This is a genomic window from Nonomuraea terrae (assembly GCF_044465245.1).
In the GTDB taxonomy this organism is placed as follows: domain Bacteria; phylum Actinomycetota; class Actinomycetes; order Streptosporangiales; family Streptosporangiaceae; genus Nonomuraea; species Nonomuraea terrae.
Genome location: NZ_JBITLL010000003.1, coordinates 508,947 through 526,800, shown reverse-complemented (window position 1 = coordinate 526,800; position 17,854 = coordinate 508,947). Strand labels below are relative to the sequence as shown.

11 protein-coding genes are annotated in these 17,854 nt (G+C 73.7%); 7 read left to right on the top strand and 4 right to left on the bottom strand.

Translation table 11 applies throughout. The features are described from left to right. Nucleotides 1-54: 54 nt before the first annotated feature. Together ACIBP6_RS14870 and ACIBP6_RS14865 are read right to left on the bottom strand one after the other, a co-directional pair. Nucleotides 55-1,290, bottom strand: coding sequence for an alpha/beta hydrolase (locus tag ACIBP6_RS14870; RefSeq protein WP_397052362.1), 1,236 nt, complete (start codon nucleotides 1,288-1,290; stop codon nucleotides 55-57). A 388-nt stretch (nucleotides 1,291-1,678) separates the two neighbouring features. Further along, on the bottom strand, nucleotides 1,679-2,098 hold the full coding sequence (locus ACIBP6_RS14865) for an SRPBCC family protein (protein WP_397052360.1): 420 nt from the start codon (nucleotides 2,096-2,098) through the stop codon (nucleotides 1,679-1,681). 128 nt (nucleotides 2,099-2,226) lie between these two features. Between ACIBP6_RS14865 and ACIBP6_RS14860 the strand changes: the two genes are divergently transcribed. The 3 genes from ACIBP6_RS14860 to ACIBP6_RS14850 are packed head-to-tail and all read left to right on the top strand — an operon-like array spanning nucleotide 2,227 to nucleotide 9,328. Beyond that, nucleotides 2,227-3,894, top strand: coding sequence for a TIGR02677 family protein (locus tag ACIBP6_RS14860; RefSeq protein WP_397052358.1), 1,668 nt, complete (start codon nucleotides 2,227-2,229; stop codon nucleotides 3,892-3,894). After that, nucleotides 3,891-5,093: a TIGR02678 family protein gene (locus tag ACIBP6_RS14855; RefSeq protein ID WP_397052357.1), complete on the top strand. Its 1,203-nt coding sequence runs from the start codon at nucleotides 3,891-3,893 to the stop codon at nucleotides 5,091-5,093. Before ACIBP6_RS14860 ends, ACIBP6_RS14855 begins: the two co-directional genes overlap by 4 nt. Then, on the top strand, nucleotides 5,090-9,328 hold the full coding sequence (locus tag ACIBP6_RS14850) for a TIGR02680 family protein (protein WP_397052355.1): 4,239 nt from the start codon (nucleotides 5,090-5,092) through the stop codon (nucleotides 9,326-9,328). Before ACIBP6_RS14855 ends, ACIBP6_RS14850 begins: the two co-directional genes overlap by 4 nt. Nucleotides 9,329-9,341: 13 nt before the next feature. Here ACIBP6_RS14850 and ACIBP6_RS14845 read toward each other — a convergent pair whose 3' ends face one another. After that, nucleotides 9,342-10,262: a carbohydrate kinase gene (locus ACIBP6_RS14845; protein WP_397052353.1), complete on the bottom strand. Its 921-nt coding sequence runs from the start codon at nucleotides 10,260-10,262 to the stop codon at nucleotides 9,342-9,344. 151 nt (nucleotides 10,263-10,413) lie between these two features. Between ACIBP6_RS14845 and ACIBP6_RS14840 the strand changes: the two genes are divergently transcribed. Genes ACIBP6_RS14840 through ACIBP6_RS14825 form a run of 4 tightly spaced genes read left to right on the top strand, consistent with a single transcriptional unit; the run spans nucleotide 10,414 to nucleotide 14,217 of the window. Further along, complete coding sequence (locus ACIBP6_RS14840) at nucleotides 10,414-11,400, top strand: sugar ABC transporter substrate-binding protein (protein ID WP_397052351.1); 987 nt, start codon at nucleotides 10,414-10,416, stop codon at nucleotides 11,398-11,400. A 1-nt stretch (nucleotide 11,401) separates the two neighbouring features. Further along, a complete protein-coding gene (locus tag ACIBP6_RS14835) occupies nucleotides 11,402-12,376 on the top strand; it encodes an ABC transporter permease (protein WP_397052349.1) in 975 nt (324 codons plus the stop codon). Next, a complete protein-coding gene (locus ACIBP6_RS14830; RefSeq protein WP_397052347.1) occupies nucleotides 12,373-13,185 on the top strand; it encodes an ATP-binding cassette domain-containing protein in 813 nt (270 codons plus the stop codon). The genes ACIBP6_RS14835 and ACIBP6_RS14830 overlap by 4 nt, the downstream gene beginning before the upstream one ends. Nucleotides 13,186-13,209: 24 nt before the next feature. Next, complete coding sequence (locus ACIBP6_RS14825; RefSeq protein WP_397052345.1) at nucleotides 13,210-14,217, top strand: LacI family DNA-binding transcriptional regulator; 1,008 nt, start codon at nucleotides 13,210-13,212, stop codon at nucleotides 14,215-14,217. A 113-nt stretch (nucleotides 14,218-14,330) separates the two neighbouring features. On the opposite strand, the gene ACIBP6_RS14820 is transcribed toward ACIBP6_RS14825, so the two are convergent. Further along, entirely contained in the window at nucleotides 14,331-17,771 is a 3,441-nt protein-coding gene (locus ACIBP6_RS14820) for a S8 family serine peptidase (RefSeq protein WP_397052343.1), read from the bottom strand. Nucleotides 17,772-17,854 lie beyond the last annotated feature (83 nt).

The following is a 17,854-nucleotide window of genomic DNA, read 5'->3' as shown; positions in this document are numbered from 1 at the left end:
GGCCCCACACCGTCGTGTGGGACGGTGCGGGGCCGGTGGCTGAGCGCGGGGGCGTTACGCCTTGCAGGTGCCGTCCTGCGGGCGCTTCGCGCTGATCAGGTATTCGTCGATCTTCCGGTCGAGGCAGTACGACCCGCCGTAGGCGGTGTGGCCGTCGGCGTCGTTGGTCAGCAGCACGCCGTTGGCCAGCTGCTTGGCCAGCGACTTGGCCAGCTTGTACGGCGTCGCCGGGTCACGCGTCGTGCCCACGACCACGATCGGGGGCGAGCCCTCGGCCCGCACCTTCTTCGGGTAGCGGGTGCCCTTGACCGGCCAGTGCGGGCAGGGCGCCTCGGGGTGGTCGACGCAGTTGATGGCCATGAGGGCCTCGAAGTCGTTGTCGTAGGTGCCGTCGGAGCGCCGCCCGTTGCCGACGTCGGCCAGGCGCAGCAGCTTCGTCCCGTCGCCCTTGAACGCGTCCGTCAGCGCGTGGCGCAGGTGCGGCCACGACGACGTCTGGTACATCGAGAAGTCCACCGCCGCCCGCACGACCGCCTCGTTCACCTGCCGGGCGTCGCGGGTGTTGCGCAGCGGCGCGTCGTCGGCCCGCGCGTAGAGCTTGTCGAGCTCGTCCAGCGCGCCCGTGACCGTGCGCTCGCGGAACGGGCAGTCGGCGGACTTGAAGCAGTCGCGCAGGAACGACTCGGTCGCGATCTGGAAACCGCGGTCCTGGTCCTCCGTGAACGCGTCCATGTCCAGCGACGGGTCCTCGGCGCCGTCCAGCACCATGGCCCGCACCCGCTTCGGGTACATGTCCGCGTAGAGCGAGCCCAGGTAGGTGCCGTAGGAGAAGCCCAGGTACGTCAGGCCGGCGTCGCCGAGGGTGGCCCGCATCACGTCCATGTCGCGCGCCGCGTCGACCGTGCCGACGTGGGCGAGGAGCTTCTTGCCGGAACGCTCCAGGCAGTTCTTGGCGAACGTGCTGTCCCAGCGCTCGGACTGCTTCTCCTCGCGCGGCGTGTCGGGCGTCGGGTCGATCGACAGGTAGGCGTCGAGGCCGAGGGTGCCCATGCAGCGCACCGGCGAGGAACCGCCGACGCCGCGCGGGTCGAAGCTGACCACGTCGAAATGCTCGCGAACGGCAGGGGAAACGGTGCCGTGGCTGTCTTTCAGCGACTCGACACCGGACGCGCCGGGGCCGCCGAAATTGAGGACGATCGAGCCGATCTTCTTTCCTGTGGCGGGCAGGCGGATCAGCGAGATCTGAATCTGGTCGGCTTCGGGCTGCGCATAGTCCAGTGGTACGGACATTTTGCTGCATTCGAAACCGCTGCCGCAGTCTCCCCAGGTCAGGCGCTGGCCGTAGAAACGGTCCAGCTTTCCAGGGGCCGCCGCTTCGGCCGTGCCGGTGAATCCCGACATGGCGAGCGCGCCTGCCACGACAGGCGAAAGAAGTTTTGACAGGATTCGCATGGTTCCAAGGGGTGGACGGCAAAGGATCCGACGCGTTAGATTGACGGCCGAATAGATCGTTTGCGGGAAACGTCCCCATCAGGGTAGCGGAGCTAAGAGGGTTCAACGAATACCATGACGGGTAAAATTCCCGGTCACATCTGAACCGTCAGTACCAATAGTGCTGCGCTTTCCCGTCCTCGCCGCGGCATGCCCTGTCAGGCCGGGCTTTCCGGCCGAAGGTAGATCATCCGGCGTCGTGGATACGGCTGTCGACCTCTTCTGCCAGGCGGTCGAGGGAGCGGTCGAGCAGCTCACGCACCTCGTCGGCGCGCGGCCCTGAGTCGGGCTCGTCGAGGAGGCTGATGTGCACGGTCACCTCGCTCGTCCCGCTGGCCGCGTCGGAAACCTGCAGCCAGCCCGAGTAGTCGGGGTGGTCACGCCCGCCCCACTCGACCCTGAGCTGCTCCTCCGAGACGCGGAACAGGCCCTCGTGGTGCCCCGTGCCGGGGACGAGGTCGCCGTCGGCCTCGATGGTGCCGGGCCCGGTGTCGTGCACCGACAGGCCCTGAGGCAGCCAGCGGTCCATGAGTTCGACGTCGGACGCGACGCCGAAGACGACCATGCTCTCCGCGGGCATCCCGCGCGTCGCCTCGAACTCCGCCATTGCCGTCCCCCCGGGTTCCGATAATGGTGGCGCCGTACCCCCGTGATGTGCTCGCAAACAGCGGTCGCCGCGAAGCCCTGTGACGCTACGGTGGCTCGTTGTAATCGTCCGGGGGAGGGAGCGGGGTGATGGCGGAGCCGCCACGAGTGCCGCCCGAGATGTTCCGGTTCACCACCACCGAGCGGGCGGACCTGCACACAGCGGTGCTCTACGCCTTCGGCGAGGCCGACGAACGGCTGGAGACGGCGCTGACGGCGGAGCAGGTGCGCGAGCGGCTGCGCGCGGTGGGCTGGTACGCGCCGGTCGGCGAGCACGACCTGGCCGGCACGCTGAAGCAGCTGACCGGCTGGGGCCTGCTCGACGTGATCTTCAACCACGCGGGCACCTTCGCCACCGCCGAGGAGTACGAACGCAGGAACCTGCAGTACGCGCTCACCAGGCGCGGCGAGGCCGCCCTCGCCGGGATGCGGCACGCGATGGCCGTGCTGGCCTCGGCGGGCGCGCTGCAGACCGCCGTGCTCGACGCCGTCGCCGACCGGCTGGCCGAGCTGGACGGCCTGCTCGGCGATCCCGACCCCGGCCGCAACCGGCGCATCTTCACGAGCCTGCAGGAGCTGGAGGCCCACCTCGACGCGCTGCGCGGCAACACCCGGCGGTTCAACGGCGAGCTGCAGCGCCTGCTGCGCGTCGAGGGCGCCGACCTGGCCACGTTCCACGAGGTCAAGGCCGCCACGGTGGCCTACCTGCAGGAGTTCGTGACCGATCTGGAGCAGCGCGGCGACAGCATCGCCGCCGCCCTGCGCGCGGTGGCGGCGCACGGCGTCGGCGTGCTGCACGCCCGCGCGCTCGACGGCGCCGACCTTCCCCAGACCCCGGGCGCCGACCCCGCGGCCGACTGGCTGGCGGCGCGGCGGGAGCGGTGGGAGGGGCTGCTGCTGTGGTTCGCGCCCGGCGAGGCCGGCGCCGTGCCGCGGGTGCGCCTGCTGCACGACGTGGCCCGGCGGGCCATCGTGGCGCTGCTGCAGGTGCTCGACCGGATCACCGACTCCCGCCGCCGCTCCTCCAGCGCCGCCGCCGACTTCCGTACGCTGGCCCGCTGGTTCGCCGCCGCACCCGGCGAGGACGACGCGCACCGGCTGTGGGACGCCGCGTTCGGGCTCGGCTCGGCCCGGCACGCCCACCTCGGCCACGCCGATGCCGAGCTGATCCCGCCCGGCATCCCGTGGGCGCAGGCGGAGCCGGTCGAGGTGTCGGCGCTGCTGCGCTCCAGCGGCCGCACCGAGCGCATGGGCCGCACCGGCCGGATCCGCGACGTGGCGGCGCTGCGGGCCGAGCGCCGGGCCAGGGCCGAGAAGGAACGCGCCGAGCTGGAGGCCGCCTGGGCAGCGCTGGCCACCACCGGCGCGCTGCGGCTGTCGGAGCTCGGCGAGCTCGATCACGACACGTTCGGCCGGCTCCTCGACCTGCTCGGCCGGGCCCTGGCCGAGCGCCCCGACGCGACCGGCGTCCGGCGGGCGGTCACCTCCGACGGACGGGTGGAGATCATCCTGCGGGCCCCCGGCGACGGGGCCGTGGCGGTGCTGCGCACCCCGGAAGGATGGCTGCGCGGGCCGGACTACCTCGTCGACGTCCGCGCGACCGGCGAGGCCCCGATGGCGACCAGAACCGCGACCAGAACGGCGGCCGGAACCGCGACCAGAACGGCGGCCGGAACCGCGACCAGAACGGCGGCCGGAACCGCGGCAGCAGCGGCGGCAGGAGCGGCCCCGACGGCGGTCAGGGCGGCGGGCGCATGAGCAGTCTGGCCAACCAGCTCGTCAGGGCCGAGAAGGAGGAGATCGCCCGCGCGATCAGGACCCTCCTCGGCCGGCCGCTCGTGTCCCGGCACGACGACCCTGCCGCGTTCGACCTCATCAGGAAACGCCGCCGGCCGCTCGTGCAGTGGTTCGACTACTTCTGCGGCTGGCGGCTCGTCGTCGAGCCGCGCCAGGGCTACGCCCGCCTGGTCAAGGTCAGGTCCGAGCCCGCCGCCACCCGGCCCGCGCGCCGCCGTCGCGCCACGGGGGCGCCCTTCGACCGCCGCCGTTACACGCTGCTGTGCCTGTGCGCGGCCGAGCTGCTCGCCGCGCCGGTCACCACCATCGGGATGCTGGCCCGGCGGGTCGCCCAGGCGGCCGCGGTCGAGCCGGGCGTGCCGGCGTTCGACCCGGTCAGGAACGACGAGCGGGCCGCGTTCGCGGACGCACTCAAGCTGCTGGAGCACTACGGCGCCCTCACCGCCATGGACGGCGTCACCGACTCCTACCTCGGCGACGAGGACGCCAAGGTGCTCTACCGGGTCGACACCACGCTCGTGATCAGGCTGCTCGCCGCGCCCGTGCCACCCTCGCGCGCCGACGCCCGCGGCCTGCCCGGCTCGCTCACCACCGAGTCCCGCTACGGCGGCGAGGAACAGGGCGGGGAACAGACGGCGACCCAGCGCGCCCTGCAGACCCGCCACTCGCTCATCCGCCGCCTCCTGGACGAGCCCGTCGTCTACCGCCACGAGCTGACCCCCGCCGAGGCCGCGTACGCCGCCTCCGCGACCGGCCGGCGGCTCATCCGCCGCGCGGCCGAGGAGGCCGGGTTCGTGCTGGAGGAGCGGGCCGAGGGCCTGCTGCTGGTCGACGCCGACGCGATCGCCACCGACACCCGCTTCCCCGACGACGGCGGCCACGCCAAGGTGGCCGCCCTGCTCCTGCTCGACCTCCTCGTCACCGCCGGGCCCGTCACGACGGCCCGCCTCGACGCCGAGGCCGCCGACCTGCTGCGCCGCTTCCCGCAGTGGGCCAAGGCCTACCAGTCCGACGGCGGCGGGCCGCGGCTGGCGGCCGACGCGCTGGAGGTGCTCACCCTTTTCGGCCTGGCCCGCCGGACGGGGGAGCGGGTCGCCGCACTGCCCGCCGCCGCCCGCTACCGGGTCGATCCCGCGCCGGACGATCAGGAGGACCGATGACCGTGACCGAGCTCGCCGCCCCCCGTGCCGCGCGGGGCGTGGACGCCCGCTGGATCCCCGTACGCGCCGGGATCCTCAACGTGTGGCGCTACTACGACGAGATGTTCGAGTTCCACCGGGGCCGGGTGCTGCTGCGCGGCCCCAACGGCAGCGGCAAGTCGAAGGTGCTGGAACTGCTGCTGCCGTACGTGCTGGACGCGAGTCTCAAGCCGAGCCGGCTGTCCACGTTCGGTGGCACCGAGCGCACCATGCACTGGAACCTCATGGGCGACGGCACCGGCGGCGCCACCAGGGTCGGGTACGTGTGGCTGGAGTTCGGGCACGGCGACGGGCGCTGGTTCACCTGCGGCGCCCGGCTGCAGGCCACCGTGCACACCAAGAACGTGACCGCCGCGTACTTCACCTCCGAGGCGCGGGTCGACACCGCCGACGGCATCCGGCTCAGCGGCGAGAACGGGCAGCCCCTCACCAGGGCCCAGCTAGCCGAGGAGCTCGGGGCCTCCGGCACCGTGTACGACTCCGCGGAGGCCTACCGCACGGTCGTGCGCCAGACGCTCTACCGCGGCCTCAACGAGCAGCGCTACGACTCGCTGCTGACCGCGCTGCGCCAGCTGCGCACCCCCAAGCTGTCCGAACGGCTCGACCCAGGGCTGCTGTCCGACCTGCTGTCGAGCGCGCTGCCGCCGCTGGGGGAGGGCGAGATCCACGAGATCGCCGAAGGGTTCGAACGGCTCGACCGGCAGCGGGAGGAGCTGCGGCTGCTCGACCGCGACGTGGCGGAGGCCGAACGGCTCGCCGGCCGGCAGCGCGGCTACGCCCAGCGGGTGCTGCGCGCCGCCGCCGCGGCGGTGACCTCGGCCGGCTCGGCGCTGGAGTCGCTGGCCGCCGAGGTCAGGGGCAAGGGGGAGACGCTCAAGGAGGCCGAGCGGGAGCTCGACGCGACCACCGCGCGGCTGGGGGAGCAGGAGGCGCAGGAGCTCGCCCTGGCCGCGCAGATCGACGGGCTCAAGGAGAGTGAGGCGTACCGGTCCGGGCGCGACCTGCACCGCCTGCGCACGGAGGCGCAGGCGGCGCACGAGGCGGCCGCCCGCCTGCGCGACCAGGCCGGGCACGCGGCCCGCGCGGTCACGGCCAAGCAGGAGCTCGCCGCCGAGGCCGAAGCGGCGGCCCGCACGGCGGCCGGCCTGGCCGAACGCGCCCGCGCGGAGGCCCGCCACGCCGCCGAACGCGCCGGGCTGCTCGCCGTCCACGAAGAATCCGAACACACCACCCGTGACCGCCCGGCCACCACCACGACCACGCCCGGCGGAACCGCCACCGACCGGGCGACCGCCGACGGCGGTCCCCAAGGAGCCGATGACGGCGGGGCCCTGGTCCGAGGCGATGGCGAGGGAAGTGACGCCGGCCGCGTCGTGCCCCGCGGTGGCGCGGAGCCGGCGGAGGCGGGCGTCGGCCGGGGTGACGTCGAGGGCGGCGCGGTCTCGTGGGGGACGGGCGGGACGGACGAGACCGGGCGGCGGGTCAGGGAGTTGTTGCGGGCCGCCGTGAGCAGCCGGGCGGCGCAGATCAGGGAGGTCAGGGCCGGCGCCGCCGCGCACGGCGAGGCCGTCACGCGCCGCGCCGCCGCCGAGCACGACCGCGACCGCGCGCGCGACGACCTCGCCTCCGCCCAGGAGGCGCACGAGCGAGCCGAGCGCGTACGCGCGGAACGCGCCCGAGACCTGGCCGCCGACCTCGGCGAATGGGCGGGCGGCTGCACCCAGCTCCAGCTCGACCCCGGCACGCTGGCCGGCCTGGCCGAGCACTTCGAGCGCGCCGACGACCTGGTCGGCACCGCGCGGACGATGGCCGCCGTCGAGCTGGCCGCCCGTGAGCAGCAGGTCACGGGTCTGCGCGAACGCCTGGTCGCCGAACGCGCCGAGCTGGTCGGGGAACGCGAACGCCTCGACGAGCAGACCGTCCTCGCGCCCCCGGCCCCGCACACCCGGGGCGCCGCCGCCCGTCGCGGCCCCGGCACCCCGCTGTGGCGCGCGGTGGCGTTCCGCTCGGGCCTCGACCCGGTCGCCCAGGCCGGGGTGGAGGCCGCGCTCGAAGCCTCCGGCCTGCTCGACCTGTGGCTGCGTCCCGACGGCGGGTTCGACCCCGGCGAGCACGACGCCTTCGCCGTGGTCGCGCTGTCGCGGCCCGCGCCCGGCTACAGCCTGGCCCACGTGCTGTTCACCGAGCCCGACTCGCCGGTGCCCGCCGACGCCGTGCTCGGCGGCATCGCGTTCGCGCCGACCGCGATCGGCGTCGACCACTCGGCCGTGATCGGCGCGGACGGCACCTGGCGGCTCGGCCCGGCGGCCGGCCGCTGGGTCAAGCCGGAGCCGTCGTACATCGGCGCGACCGCCCGCGAGCGTGCCAGGCGGCGGCGTGTGGCGGAGCTGGACGACCGGCTGAGTGAGCTGGCCGGGCGCATCGCCGAGTGCGACCACCTGCTCGCCGTGGTCCAGGGCGAGCGGGAGACGCTGGCCGCCGAGCTGCGCCGCAGACCCGACCGCCGGCCGTACGCCGACGCCGTGCGGGCGCTCGACGGAGCGGTGCGGAAGGTGGCGCTGCTGGAGGACGACCTGCGCCGCCACGAGCAGCGGCTGCGCGAGCGCGAGCAGGACGTCGGCCGCTCGCTGCGCAGGCTCACCGAGCTGGCCGCCCGCCACGCGCTGCCCACCGCGGCGGCCGCGCTCGACACCCTGGAGGAGGCGCTGCGCGCCGCCGAGGCGACCGGCGCCGTCTGGCACGACCGGCGGGCCGAGGCCCGCGCCGCCGGGGAGCGCGCCGAGCTGGCCGCCGAGACCGCCCGCGCCTGCGAACGGCTCGCCGTCGAGGCCGTCGAGCGCGCCGAGGAGTCCGCGTCGCAGGCCGTGGTGCTGGCCGAGCGGCTGGCCGCCGTCGAGTCCACGGCCGGCGACGATCACGACGGCGTGCTCGACCGGCTCCAGGACGCCCAGAACGCCTACCAGTCCTGCCGCCGCCACATCAAGGCCGGCCACGACGACCTGGCGCGGCTCAACGCCCGGCTGGGCCGGCTGCGCGGCGAGCTCGGCACCGCCGAGGACCGGCACGCCGAGGCCGGGCGGGTGCGCGACGAGGTGTGCGACCGGTTCCGCCGCCTGGCGGCCGGGCACCTGCCGGTGGACGCGCAGGTCACGATCGAGCTGCCGCCCGGAGCGGGGGCGCGGGCCGTCCTGGAGGCGGCGGGGTCCGTGGCCGAGCAGCTCGCCTCGGTGCCGTACGAGCACAAGAACGTCAGGGCGGCCGAGGCGCGGCTCCGGGACGCCTTCCACCACGCCAGGGAGGTCCTCGCCGACCGGGCCGACCTGGAGCTGGCCCCGGACGAGGACGTCCAGGTGCTCACCGCCACCGTCAACGGCGTCAGGACCGGGGCGGCGGCGCTGAGCAGGGCGCTGCGCATGGAACGCGACGAGCGGCGCTCCGACATCACCGACGCCGAACGCGACCTGTTCGACCGTACGCTCGCGGGCGACACGCGGCGGCACCTGGCCGACCGGATCCGGCAGGCGACGGCGCTGGTGGAGAGCATGAACCAGCGCCTCGAACGCGTCCGCACCGCCTCCCGGGTGGCCGTCCGGCTGGTCTGGCAGGTCGACCCCACCCAGTCGCCGGGCACGCGCGCCGCCCGCGACCTGCTGCTGCGCGACCCCGCCGGGCTGAGCGAGGCCGAGAAGGAGGAGCTGTACGTCTTCTTCCGCGACCGCGTGGAGGAGGCCCGCGCCGACGACTCCTCGGCGAGCTGGGAGGACCAGCTGATGAAGGTGCTCGACTACACGGCCTGGCACCGGTTCGCGGTCAAGCTGGACCGGGGCGACGGGCAGGGCTGGCAGGAGCTGACCAGGAAGTTGCACGGCGCCCTGTCGGGCGGGGAGAAGGCGATCGCCCTGCATCTGCCGCTGTTCGCCGCGGTGGCCGCGCACTACCAGACCGACCCGGGATGCCCCCGCTTCATCCTGCTGGACGAGGTGTTCGTCGGGGTGGACAAGACGAACCGGGGTCAGGTGTTCGACCTGCTGGTGGACCTCGGGCTGGACCTGGTGCTGACGTCCGACCACGAGTGGTGCGAATACCGCGAGCTTGACGGCATCGCCATCCACCAGCTCATCACGGGCGACGGCGACGACGCGGTGACGACGGCCCGCTTCGTCTGGAACGGCTACCGCACGGTCCCCGCCGACTGACGGCGACGTGAGGTCAGGGGGTGAGGTCGCGGGCCCAGGGCGGGTTCGCCCCGGGGACCGTGCAGGTCAGGGCGGCCACCCGGACGGCGAACTCGGCCGCCTGCACGGCGGCGGGCAGGTCGAGGCCGTCCAGGCGGCCGCCGAGCAGGCCCCGCGCGCCGAAATCGTGCAGCAGGCCCGCGGTGAACGCGTCGCCCGCCCCGACCGTGTCGGCGACCGCCACCTCCGGCGCCGGCACCGCGGCGCGGTCGCCGTCCAGCGAGACGAGCACGCCGGAAGCACCCCTGGTCACGACGACCAGACGGGCGCCCGCCTCGTGGTGCATGTCGCAGGCCGCTTCGAGCGGCACACCGGGCAGCAGGAAGCCGAGGTCGTCCTCGCTGAGCTTGAGGATGTCGGCCCACGCGCACCAGCGGGCCACCTGGTAGTCGTCCTTCGTGGCCAGGCTCGGGCGGACGTTCGGGTCGACCGAGACCGTGGCCCGCCCGGCCGCCGCCCGCGCGAACTCCTCCACGACCTCCCCGCCCGGCCCCTTGACCAGGGCGAGCGAGCCGGTGTGCAGGCAGGCGGCCGGCCCGAGGCGTTCCGGCCCCAGCTCGTCCGGGCTCCACTGCCAGTCGGCGGTGCCGGTGGCGTAGAAGGTGTACGCGGCCCGGCCGTCCTCGTCGAGGGCGGCGACGGCGAGGGTGCTCGGCTCGGCGGCCTCGACGGAGGCGGACAGGTCGACTCCGGAGGACGCCAGGTGCTCGCGGAACAGGCCGCCGAACACGTCGTGGGAGAGCCGCCCGAGGAAACGCGTGGGCGTGCCGAGCCGGGCCAGCGCCACCGCCGTGTTCGCCGGCCCGCCCCCGGGCAACACCCGCAGGTCCATGGAGCCGGCCCGGGAGGCGGAGGTGAAGGCGTCGGCGACGCACTCGCCGAGGACGGCGATCATCGGGGGGCTGCCTCTCCTGAGCACGTTTCCGGCCTGTCACGGCCCGTGGGCATTGACGTTTCCCGGACCGGAGTTCATCATCGCAGCACAGCGGATGTCAACGTTGACATATGTCGGCGATGACAGCGAGTCCCCCCTGATAGGAACCGCCATGAACGCGAAGATTCCGGCAGGACTCCTGGTCACAGCGCTTCTCCTCACCGGGTGCGGAGGCGGGGGCGGCGGGCAGAGCGCCTCCGCCCCGCCCAAGGTCGGCCTGATCACGAAGACCGAGACGAACCCGTTCTTCGTCAAGATGAAGGAAGGCGCCGAGAAGGCCGCCCAGGCGGGCGGCATGGAGCTGATGAGCGCCGCGGGCAAGTTCGACGGCGACAACGCCTCCCAGATCACCGCCATCGAGAACATGGTGGCCGCCGGCGTGAAGGGCATCCTCATCACGCCGAGCGACACCAAGGCCATCGTCCCCGCGATCCAGAAGGCCCGCGACGCCGGCGTCCTGGTGATCGCGCTGGACACGCCGACCGAGCCGCAGAACGCCACGGACGCGCTGTTCGCCACCGACAACTTCAAGGCCGGCGAGCTGATCGGCCAGTACGCCAAGGCCGCCATGGCGGGCAAGCCCGCCAAGATCGCCACGCTCGACCTGGCCCCGGGCATCACGGTCGGGCAGCTCAGGCACGACGGCTTCCTCAAGGGGTTCGGCGTCCAGGAGGGCGACCCCTCCGTCGTCTGCTCCCAGGACACCCGCGGCGACCAGGCGAGGGGGCAGACCGCCATGGAGAACTGCCTGCAGAAGGCGCCCGACATCAACCTCGTCTACACCATCAACGAGCCGGCGGCGCTGGGCGCGTACACCGCGTTGAAGGCCAAGGGCCGCGAGAAGGACGTGCTGATCGTCTCCGTCGACGGCGGCTGCACCGGCACGCGGGCCGTGCAGTCGGGGCAGATCGCCGCGACCAGCCAGCAGTACCCGCTGAAGATGGCCGAGGAGGGCGTCAAGGCCGTGGCCGCGTTCGCCAGGACAGGCCAGAAGGCCGGCGGCTACACCGACACCGGCGTCACCCTCATCACCGACAAGGCCGTCCCCGGGGTCGAGGCGCAGGACACCGCCTTCGGCCTGGCCAACTGCTGGGGCTGACATGGCGGTGATCGAAGCGCCGTCGCCGGCGCGCCGCCTGGTCGTCACGCCCGTCGCCGGGCCGCTGGCGGCGCTCGTGCTGGCGTGCGTGTTCTTCGGCGTCAACAGCGACCAGTTCCTCACCGGCCCCAACTTCTCCCTGATCATCCAGCAGGTCATGGTCGTCGGCACGCTCGCCATCGGCCAGACCCTGATCATCCTGACCGCGGGCATCGACCTGGCGTGCGGCGCGATCATGGCGTTCGGCGGGATCGTGATGACCAAGCTGGCCGTGGACCACGGCCTGCCGCCGCTGCTCGCGGTGGCCGCCGGGCTCGCCGTCTGCGCCGCCTTCGGGCTGGTCAACGGGCTGCTGGTGACGCGGATCTCGCTGCCGCCGTTCATCGTGACGCTCGGCATGCTGAACGTGGCGTTCGCGCTCACGCACATCTACTCGAACGAGCAGACGGTGGTCGGCCTGCCCGGCCTGCTGACGTTCCTCGGGCAGACGTTCCAGGTCGGGCAGACGAACGTCACCTACGGCTCGCTGCTGACGATCCTGCTGTTCCTGCTGTTCGCGTACCTGCTGGGCTCGACCGCGTGGGGCCGCCACGTGTACGCGCTCGGCAACAGCCCCGAGGTGGCCCGGCTGACCGGCATCAGGACGCGCCGGCTGACGGTCGGCGTCTACACGCTGGCCGGCTTCGTCTACGGCATCGCCGCCCTGCTGCTGGTCTCCCGTACGGGCGTGGGCGACCCGCAGGCCGGCCAGACCGACAACCTCGACAGCATCACCGCCGTCGTGCTCGGCGGCACCAGCCTGTTCGGCGGCCGCGGCCTGGTCATCGGGACGCTGGTCGGGGCGCTCATCGTGGGGGTCTTCCGCAACGGCCTGCAGCTCATGGGCGTGCCGTCGATCTACCAGACGCTCATCACCGGCATCCTCGTGATCCTCGCCGTCGCCGTCGACCAGCTCTCCCGCAGGAGGAACCGATGACCACCCCGGTGCTCCAGGCCCGCGGCCTGACCAGGCGCTACGGTCACGTCGTCGCGCTCGACGGCGCCGACTTCGACCTGATGCCCGGCGAGGTGCTCGCGGTCATCGGCGACAACGGCGCCGGCAAGACCAGCCTGATCAAGGCGCTGACCGGCGCCCTGCAGCCCGACTCCGGCGAGATCCGGCTCGACGGCGAGCCCGTGCGCTTCCGCGACCCGCTCGACGCCCGCCGGCACGGCATCGAGACCGTCTACCAGGACCTCGCCATCGCCGCCTCGCTCGACATCGCCACGAACATGTTCCTCGGCCGCGAGCTGCGCAAGCCCGGCGTGCTCGGCAAGGTCTTCCGGATGCTGGACAAGAAGCGCATGCGGCAGGAGTCGGCCCGGCACATGGCCGAGCTGAAGATCGGGCTGCGCTCGCTCAGCCAGCCGGTCGAGTCGCTGTCCGGCGGCCAGCGCCAGGGCGTGGCCGTGGCCAGGGCGGTGGCGTGGGCCACCCGCGTCGTCGTCATGGACGAGCCCACGGCGGCGCTCGGCGTCAAGGAGTCGGGCCAGGTGCTCGACCTGATCAGGCAGGTCCGCGACCGGGGCACGCCGGTCGTCCTGATCAGCCACAACATGCCGCACGTCTTCGAGATCGCCGACCGGATCCACATCCAGCGCCTCGGCCGCCGGGTCGCCGAGATCAGCCCGCGCGAGCACAGCATGGCGGAGGTGGTGGCCGTCATGACCGGCGCGCTCCAGGTGTCGGACGGCAAGTCCGTGGTGGTGGACCAGAGCGCGGCGGACGCGATCGGCTGGTCCTGAGGACGGACGGCGAGCATGGGCGCGATGCGGCGTCCGACGATGACCGATGTGGCCCGTGAGGTCGGGGTCACCGCGAAGACCGTCTCCCGGGTGCTCAACGACGGCCCGGTGGCCGTGGAGACCCGCGAGCGCGTCCTGGCGGCGGTCAGGAAGCTCGGCTACCAGCCCAACCTCATGGCCCGCAACATACGCGTGGGCGCCCGCGACGCCGCGATCGGCCTGGTCATCCCCGAGATGGGCAACCCGTTCTTCGGCACGGTCGCGGGCGGCGTCGAGAGCGCGGTGCGGGCGCGCGGGCTCACCCTCATCGTCGGCTCTTCCGACGAGGCGGCCGGCCTGGAGCAGTCGTTGATCGCGACGTTCCTGGCCCGCCGGGTCAGCGCCCTCATGGTGGTCCCCGCGGCGTCCAGCGACCACCGCCACCTGCGTTCCGAGCGGGTGGCCGGGCTGCCCATCGTCTTCCTCGACCGCCCGGCCGCCGGCCTGCGGGCCGACTGCGTGGTCAGCGCCAACCGCGAGGGCTCACGGGCGGGTGTCGCCCACCTCATCGCGCACGGGCATCGCAGGATCGGCTTCGTCGGCGACGTGCCCGCCTCGCTCTACACCCGCCGCGAACGGCTCCAGGGCTACCGCGACGCCCTCGACGGCGCGGGGCTGCCGTACGACCGGGCGCTGGCGGAGACCGGTCATGACATGGAGGCCGCGGCCCGGGCGACGATGCGGCTGTTATCCCTCGCCGACCCGCCGACGGCGCTGTTCGCGGGGAACAACCTGGCCTCGATGGGCGCGGTGGTGGCACTGTCGCGGGCGGGCCGCAAGGACGTCGCCGTGGTCGGCTTCGACGACCTGCCGCTGGCCGAGGCGCTCGACCCGCCGCTGACGGTGGTGGCCCAGGACCCGGCGGCGGTCGGGGCCGCGGCGGCCGAGATGGTGCTGAGGCGGCTCGACGGCGACCGCTCCCGGGCGCGCCGCACGACCGTGCCGACCCGGCTGATCGCCCGCGGCTCCGGCGAACTGCCTCCGCCCGGCTGATCGCCCGCGGCTCCGCCTGAACGCCCCCGTTCCGCCGGCCCTTCAGGCGCCGGCGTTCGGGAAACGCGACAGGGCCGCCCGATGCCGGGCGGCCCTGCCAGGAGAGACCTTCTCTAGCGCTTGACCGTGAACCGCCCGGTCAGCGGCCCCAGCTCGACGGTGTGGTCGCCGGGTTCGGCGCGCAGCGCGAACGTGACGCGCGTGCCGCGGCCGGGCTGCAGCGGCACCGTACGCTGCTGGACCTTCTCGCCGTCGACGCGCAGCACGGCCTCGTACGAGCCCGCCCGTTCGCCGATGTTCTTCACCAGCGCGCGCACCTCGACGCGCCCCGACCGCGAGACGGCGGGGGAGACGTCCAGACCGGCCAGCGTGAACAGCGCCTCCGGCCCGGCCACCAGGTCGTGCACGAAGATGTCGGACCGGTGGTTGGTGTCGCCCTCGACCAGGTTGCCCGAGGTGCTCTGCCAGACCACGTACCGCCCGTCGTCGCTGATCGACGGCAGCTCGGTGCGGTCGTCGCCCTCCTCGCCGTTGGGGCCGGTGGACAGCAGCGTGGTGGTGCCCGCCGCGACGTCGCGCAGGAACACGTCGCTGCGCGCGTTCGTGTCGCCCTCGGTGAGCCGGCCCGAGTCGCTGTAGAAGACGACCTTGCTGCCGTCCGCGTTCAGCTCCGGGGCGAACGACAGGGCGCCCGCCCCCTGCCCGTCCAGCGTGACCGACACCATGTCGGTCTTGCCGGTGGCCAGGTTCTGCACGTAGATCTCGCCGAGCCCCACGCCGTTGGCGAAGGCCACCGCGGTCCCGTCGGCGCTGAGCACCGGCCCGGTGGTCTCGGTGTCCGGGAACGGCCCCTCGATCCGCTTGACCGTCCCGCTCTGGCGGTCGAGCACGAACGCGTCGTTCAGGCCGTCGGCGTCACCGGGCACGACGTTGGCGGCGTCGCTCTGGAAGGCCACGTACCGGCCGTCGGCGCTGATCGACGGCTCGCGGGCCTGGCCGTTCAGCTGGGAGCCGTCCTGGGCGACGGACAGGCGCACGGTCGTGCGCTCCTGCCGGTCGCGCAGGAACACGTCGCTGCGGCCGTTCGTGTCACCGGGCACCAGGTTCGTCGCGTCGCTGCTGAAGACCGCGTACCGGCCGTCCGCGCTGATGACCGGCGAGCCCGACAGCCCGTCGCCCGGCGTGCCGTCGGACGACACGGACACCAGCTCCGTCGTCACCGTCTGCCGGTCGTGCACGAACGCGTCCGTCTGACCGTTCGTGTCTCCCTCGGCGAGGTTGCTCGCCCCGCTGTTGAACCCGACGTACCGCCCGTCGGCGCTGACCGTCGGCGACAGCGAGAACGAGTTCGCCAGGCCGCCGCCGGTCGGCACCGAGACCCGCTCGGTCGTCCGGGTGCGCAGGTCGGTGGCGAAGACGTCCAGCTCGGCGTTGTCATCCTCGTCGTCGAGGAGGTTGGCGGCGAAGCTGGCGTACACGACCACGCTCGCGTCGCCGCTGAGCTCGGGCCACCACGTCTCGTGGTTGCCCTGGCGGCCGTCCGGGCCCACCGACACGCGCTCGGTCTGCGGGCGGCGCGGCAGCGTCACGTCCGCGGACGCCTTCTGGCGGCCCACGGTGACCTGCACCGGCTGCGAACGGGACACGCCCGGGGCGTACGCGGAGATCTGGTGGTCGCCGACCGGCACGTCCTTGATCGTGTACCGGCCGTTCCGGTCGGTGGCGCCCGTCAGCTCGTCGGGGACCCCGAGCACCGAGACGGTCGCGCCCGGCACCGCAGAGCCGGTCGGCCCGTACGTCACCGTGCCCGAGATCGTGCTCCAGGGGGTCCGCTCCAGCGCCCAGCGCACGTCGGAGAGCCGGTCGTCCTCGACCCGGACGCTGCGGGAGTCGTCCTGGTAGCCGAACCTGGACAGCGTCAGCTCGCGGGTGCCGGCCGGCAGCCGCAGCTCGAAGTGCCCCTCGTCGTCGGTCACGGTGCTGCGGCCGGTCTCCGCGGCGACCTTGACGCCGGCCAGCGGCCTGCGGCTGCGCTCGTCGGTGACCGTGCCGCGCACGCCGCTCTCCAGCGCCGCCTCGGCGACGGCGGCGTACGCGTCGACGCGGCCGAGGCCGATGCGCGGGTTCGGACGCGGGCCGTACCGGTCGTCGGAGACCGACGTGCCGGCCAGGATCTCCTCGGCCGCCTCCACGGTCAGGCCGGGGCGCGCCTCCAGCATGAGCGCGACGGTGCCGCTGACGTGCGGGGTGGCCATCGAGGTGCCGTTCAGGGAGCCGTACTCGCCGTTCGGCAGGGACGAGACCACGTCCACGCCGGGGGCGGAGACGTCCGGCACGACGTAGGAGTCGGGCCACTCGGGCGGCGCGCTGAACCAGTCGCCGCGCTGGACCACGCCGCCGCAGGAGAAGTCGGCCACGTTGTCGTCGGCGTCGGTCGCGCCCACGGCCAGGGACTCGTACACGTTGCCCGGGCTGTTGGACTGGCCCTCCACGCAGTCGTTGCCGGCGGCGAATGCCGGGAACGCTCCGGCCTTGATGATGTTCCGCACCGGCTCGATGAACTCGTCCGCGTAACCCTCGGCGCCCAGCGACATGCTGACGACGTCGGCCGGCTCGCCCGCCGGGCTGCCGTCGGCCGCGTACGGAGCGACGGCCCACTGCATGCCGGCGATCACCTGGGCGAGCGTGCCGGAGCCGCCCGGGATGACCAGGGCGGCCATCAGCTCGGCGCCCGGCGCGACGCCGATCTGCGTGCCGGACGCGTCACCGCCCGCGATCGTGCCCGCCACGTGCGTGCCGTGGAAGCTGCTGTCATGCGGCTCGGACGGCACCGGCATGCCGGACGGGTCGAACTCGATCCAGCCGCCCGGGTGCTTCGGGTCCGAGGCGTCGTCGGTGGCCAGCTTGCCGGCCAGGTCGGGGTGGGCGGCGTCGATGCCGGTGTCGAGCACGGCCACGCGCACGCCCTCGCCCGTCAGGCCGCGGTCGGCGCGCACCCGATCTGCGCCGATCTTGGCCACGCCCCAGGTCGCGCTCCCGGCCGCCGTGGCCTTGGGGGCCGCGGCCTCCGGCTTGTCCGGGTCCGGGGTGGTCAGGGTGAAGTTCGGGATGATCCGGTCCACCACGTCGAGCTCCGCCAGGGCGGCCAGCGTGGCGGGCGTGGCGCGTACCAGGAGCATGTTCTTCAGCCAGAACCGGTTGACCACGACGTCGCCGCGCTGGGCGACCAGCGCGGCGACCGGGTCCTGGGTCGGCTCGGCGCTCGCCGTCAGCGCGGCGCGGGCCTCGGCGCGCGACTTCATCGCCGGCGCCTCCTGCGGGGTGCGCAGCACGACGACCGCCTCCAGGCGGCCGCGAGCGCTCGTCATCCGGTCGGCGAGCTTGGGGTCGATCTTCGGCGCGGGGCCTGGCTCGTCGGCGGTGACGGCCTGCGCCATCGCCGAGGTCGCGGCTAACGGTACGAGCGTCCCGGACATCCCTGCGGTCACGAGCAGGGCGGGCAGGACGGCCGCGAGCAGGCGTCGTCCAGGAGGCCGACGGGGGGACAGCGGCAAGGGGGCTCCTTCATCCTGTGGCCACAGGGGCCGATGGTGCCCAAGAACGCTGACATCTCCGTCTATTTCCTGACAAGATCCGT

What these genes read in the sequence shown, in the direction of transcription:
- ACIBP6_RS14870 (WP_397052362.1), bottom strand. Translation starts at nt 1,290, where the DNA reads ATGTCCGTACCACTGGACTATGCGCAGCCCGAAGCCGACCAGATTCAG.
- ACIBP6_RS14865 (WP_397052360.1), bottom strand. Translation starts at nt 2,098, where the DNA reads ATGGCGGAGTTCGAGGCGACGCGCGGGATGCCCGCGGAGAGCATGGTC.
- ACIBP6_RS14860 (WP_397052358.1), top strand. Translation starts at nt 2,227, where the DNA reads ATGGCGGAGCCGCCACGAGTGCCGCCCGAGATGTTCCGGTTCACCACC.
- ACIBP6_RS14855 (WP_397052357.1), top strand. Translation starts at nt 3,891, where the DNA reads ATGAGCAGTCTGGCCAACCAGCTCGTCAGGGCCGAGAAGGAGGAGATC.
- ACIBP6_RS14850 (WP_397052355.1), top strand. Translation starts at nt 5,090, where the DNA reads ATGACCGTGACCGAGCTCGCCGCCCCCCGTGCCGCGCGGGGCGTGGAC.
- ACIBP6_RS14845 (WP_397052353.1), bottom strand. Translation starts at nt 10,262, where the DNA reads ATGATCGCCGTCCTCGGCGAGTGCGTCGCCGACGCCTTCACCTCCGCC.
- ACIBP6_RS14840 (WP_397052351.1), top strand. Translation starts at nt 10,414, where the DNA reads ATGAACGCGAAGATTCCGGCAGGACTCCTGGTCACAGCGCTTCTCCTC.
- ACIBP6_RS14835 (WP_397052349.1), top strand. Translation starts at nt 11,402, where the DNA reads ATGGCGGTGATCGAAGCGCCGTCGCCGGCGCGCCGCCTGGTCGTCACG.
- ACIBP6_RS14830 (WP_397052347.1), top strand. Translation starts at nt 12,373, where the DNA reads ATGACCACCCCGGTGCTCCAGGCCCGCGGCCTGACCAGGCGCTACGGT.
- ACIBP6_RS14825 (WP_397052345.1), top strand. Translation starts at nt 13,210, where the DNA reads ATGCGGCGTCCGACGATGACCGATGTGGCCCGTGAGGTCGGGGTCACC.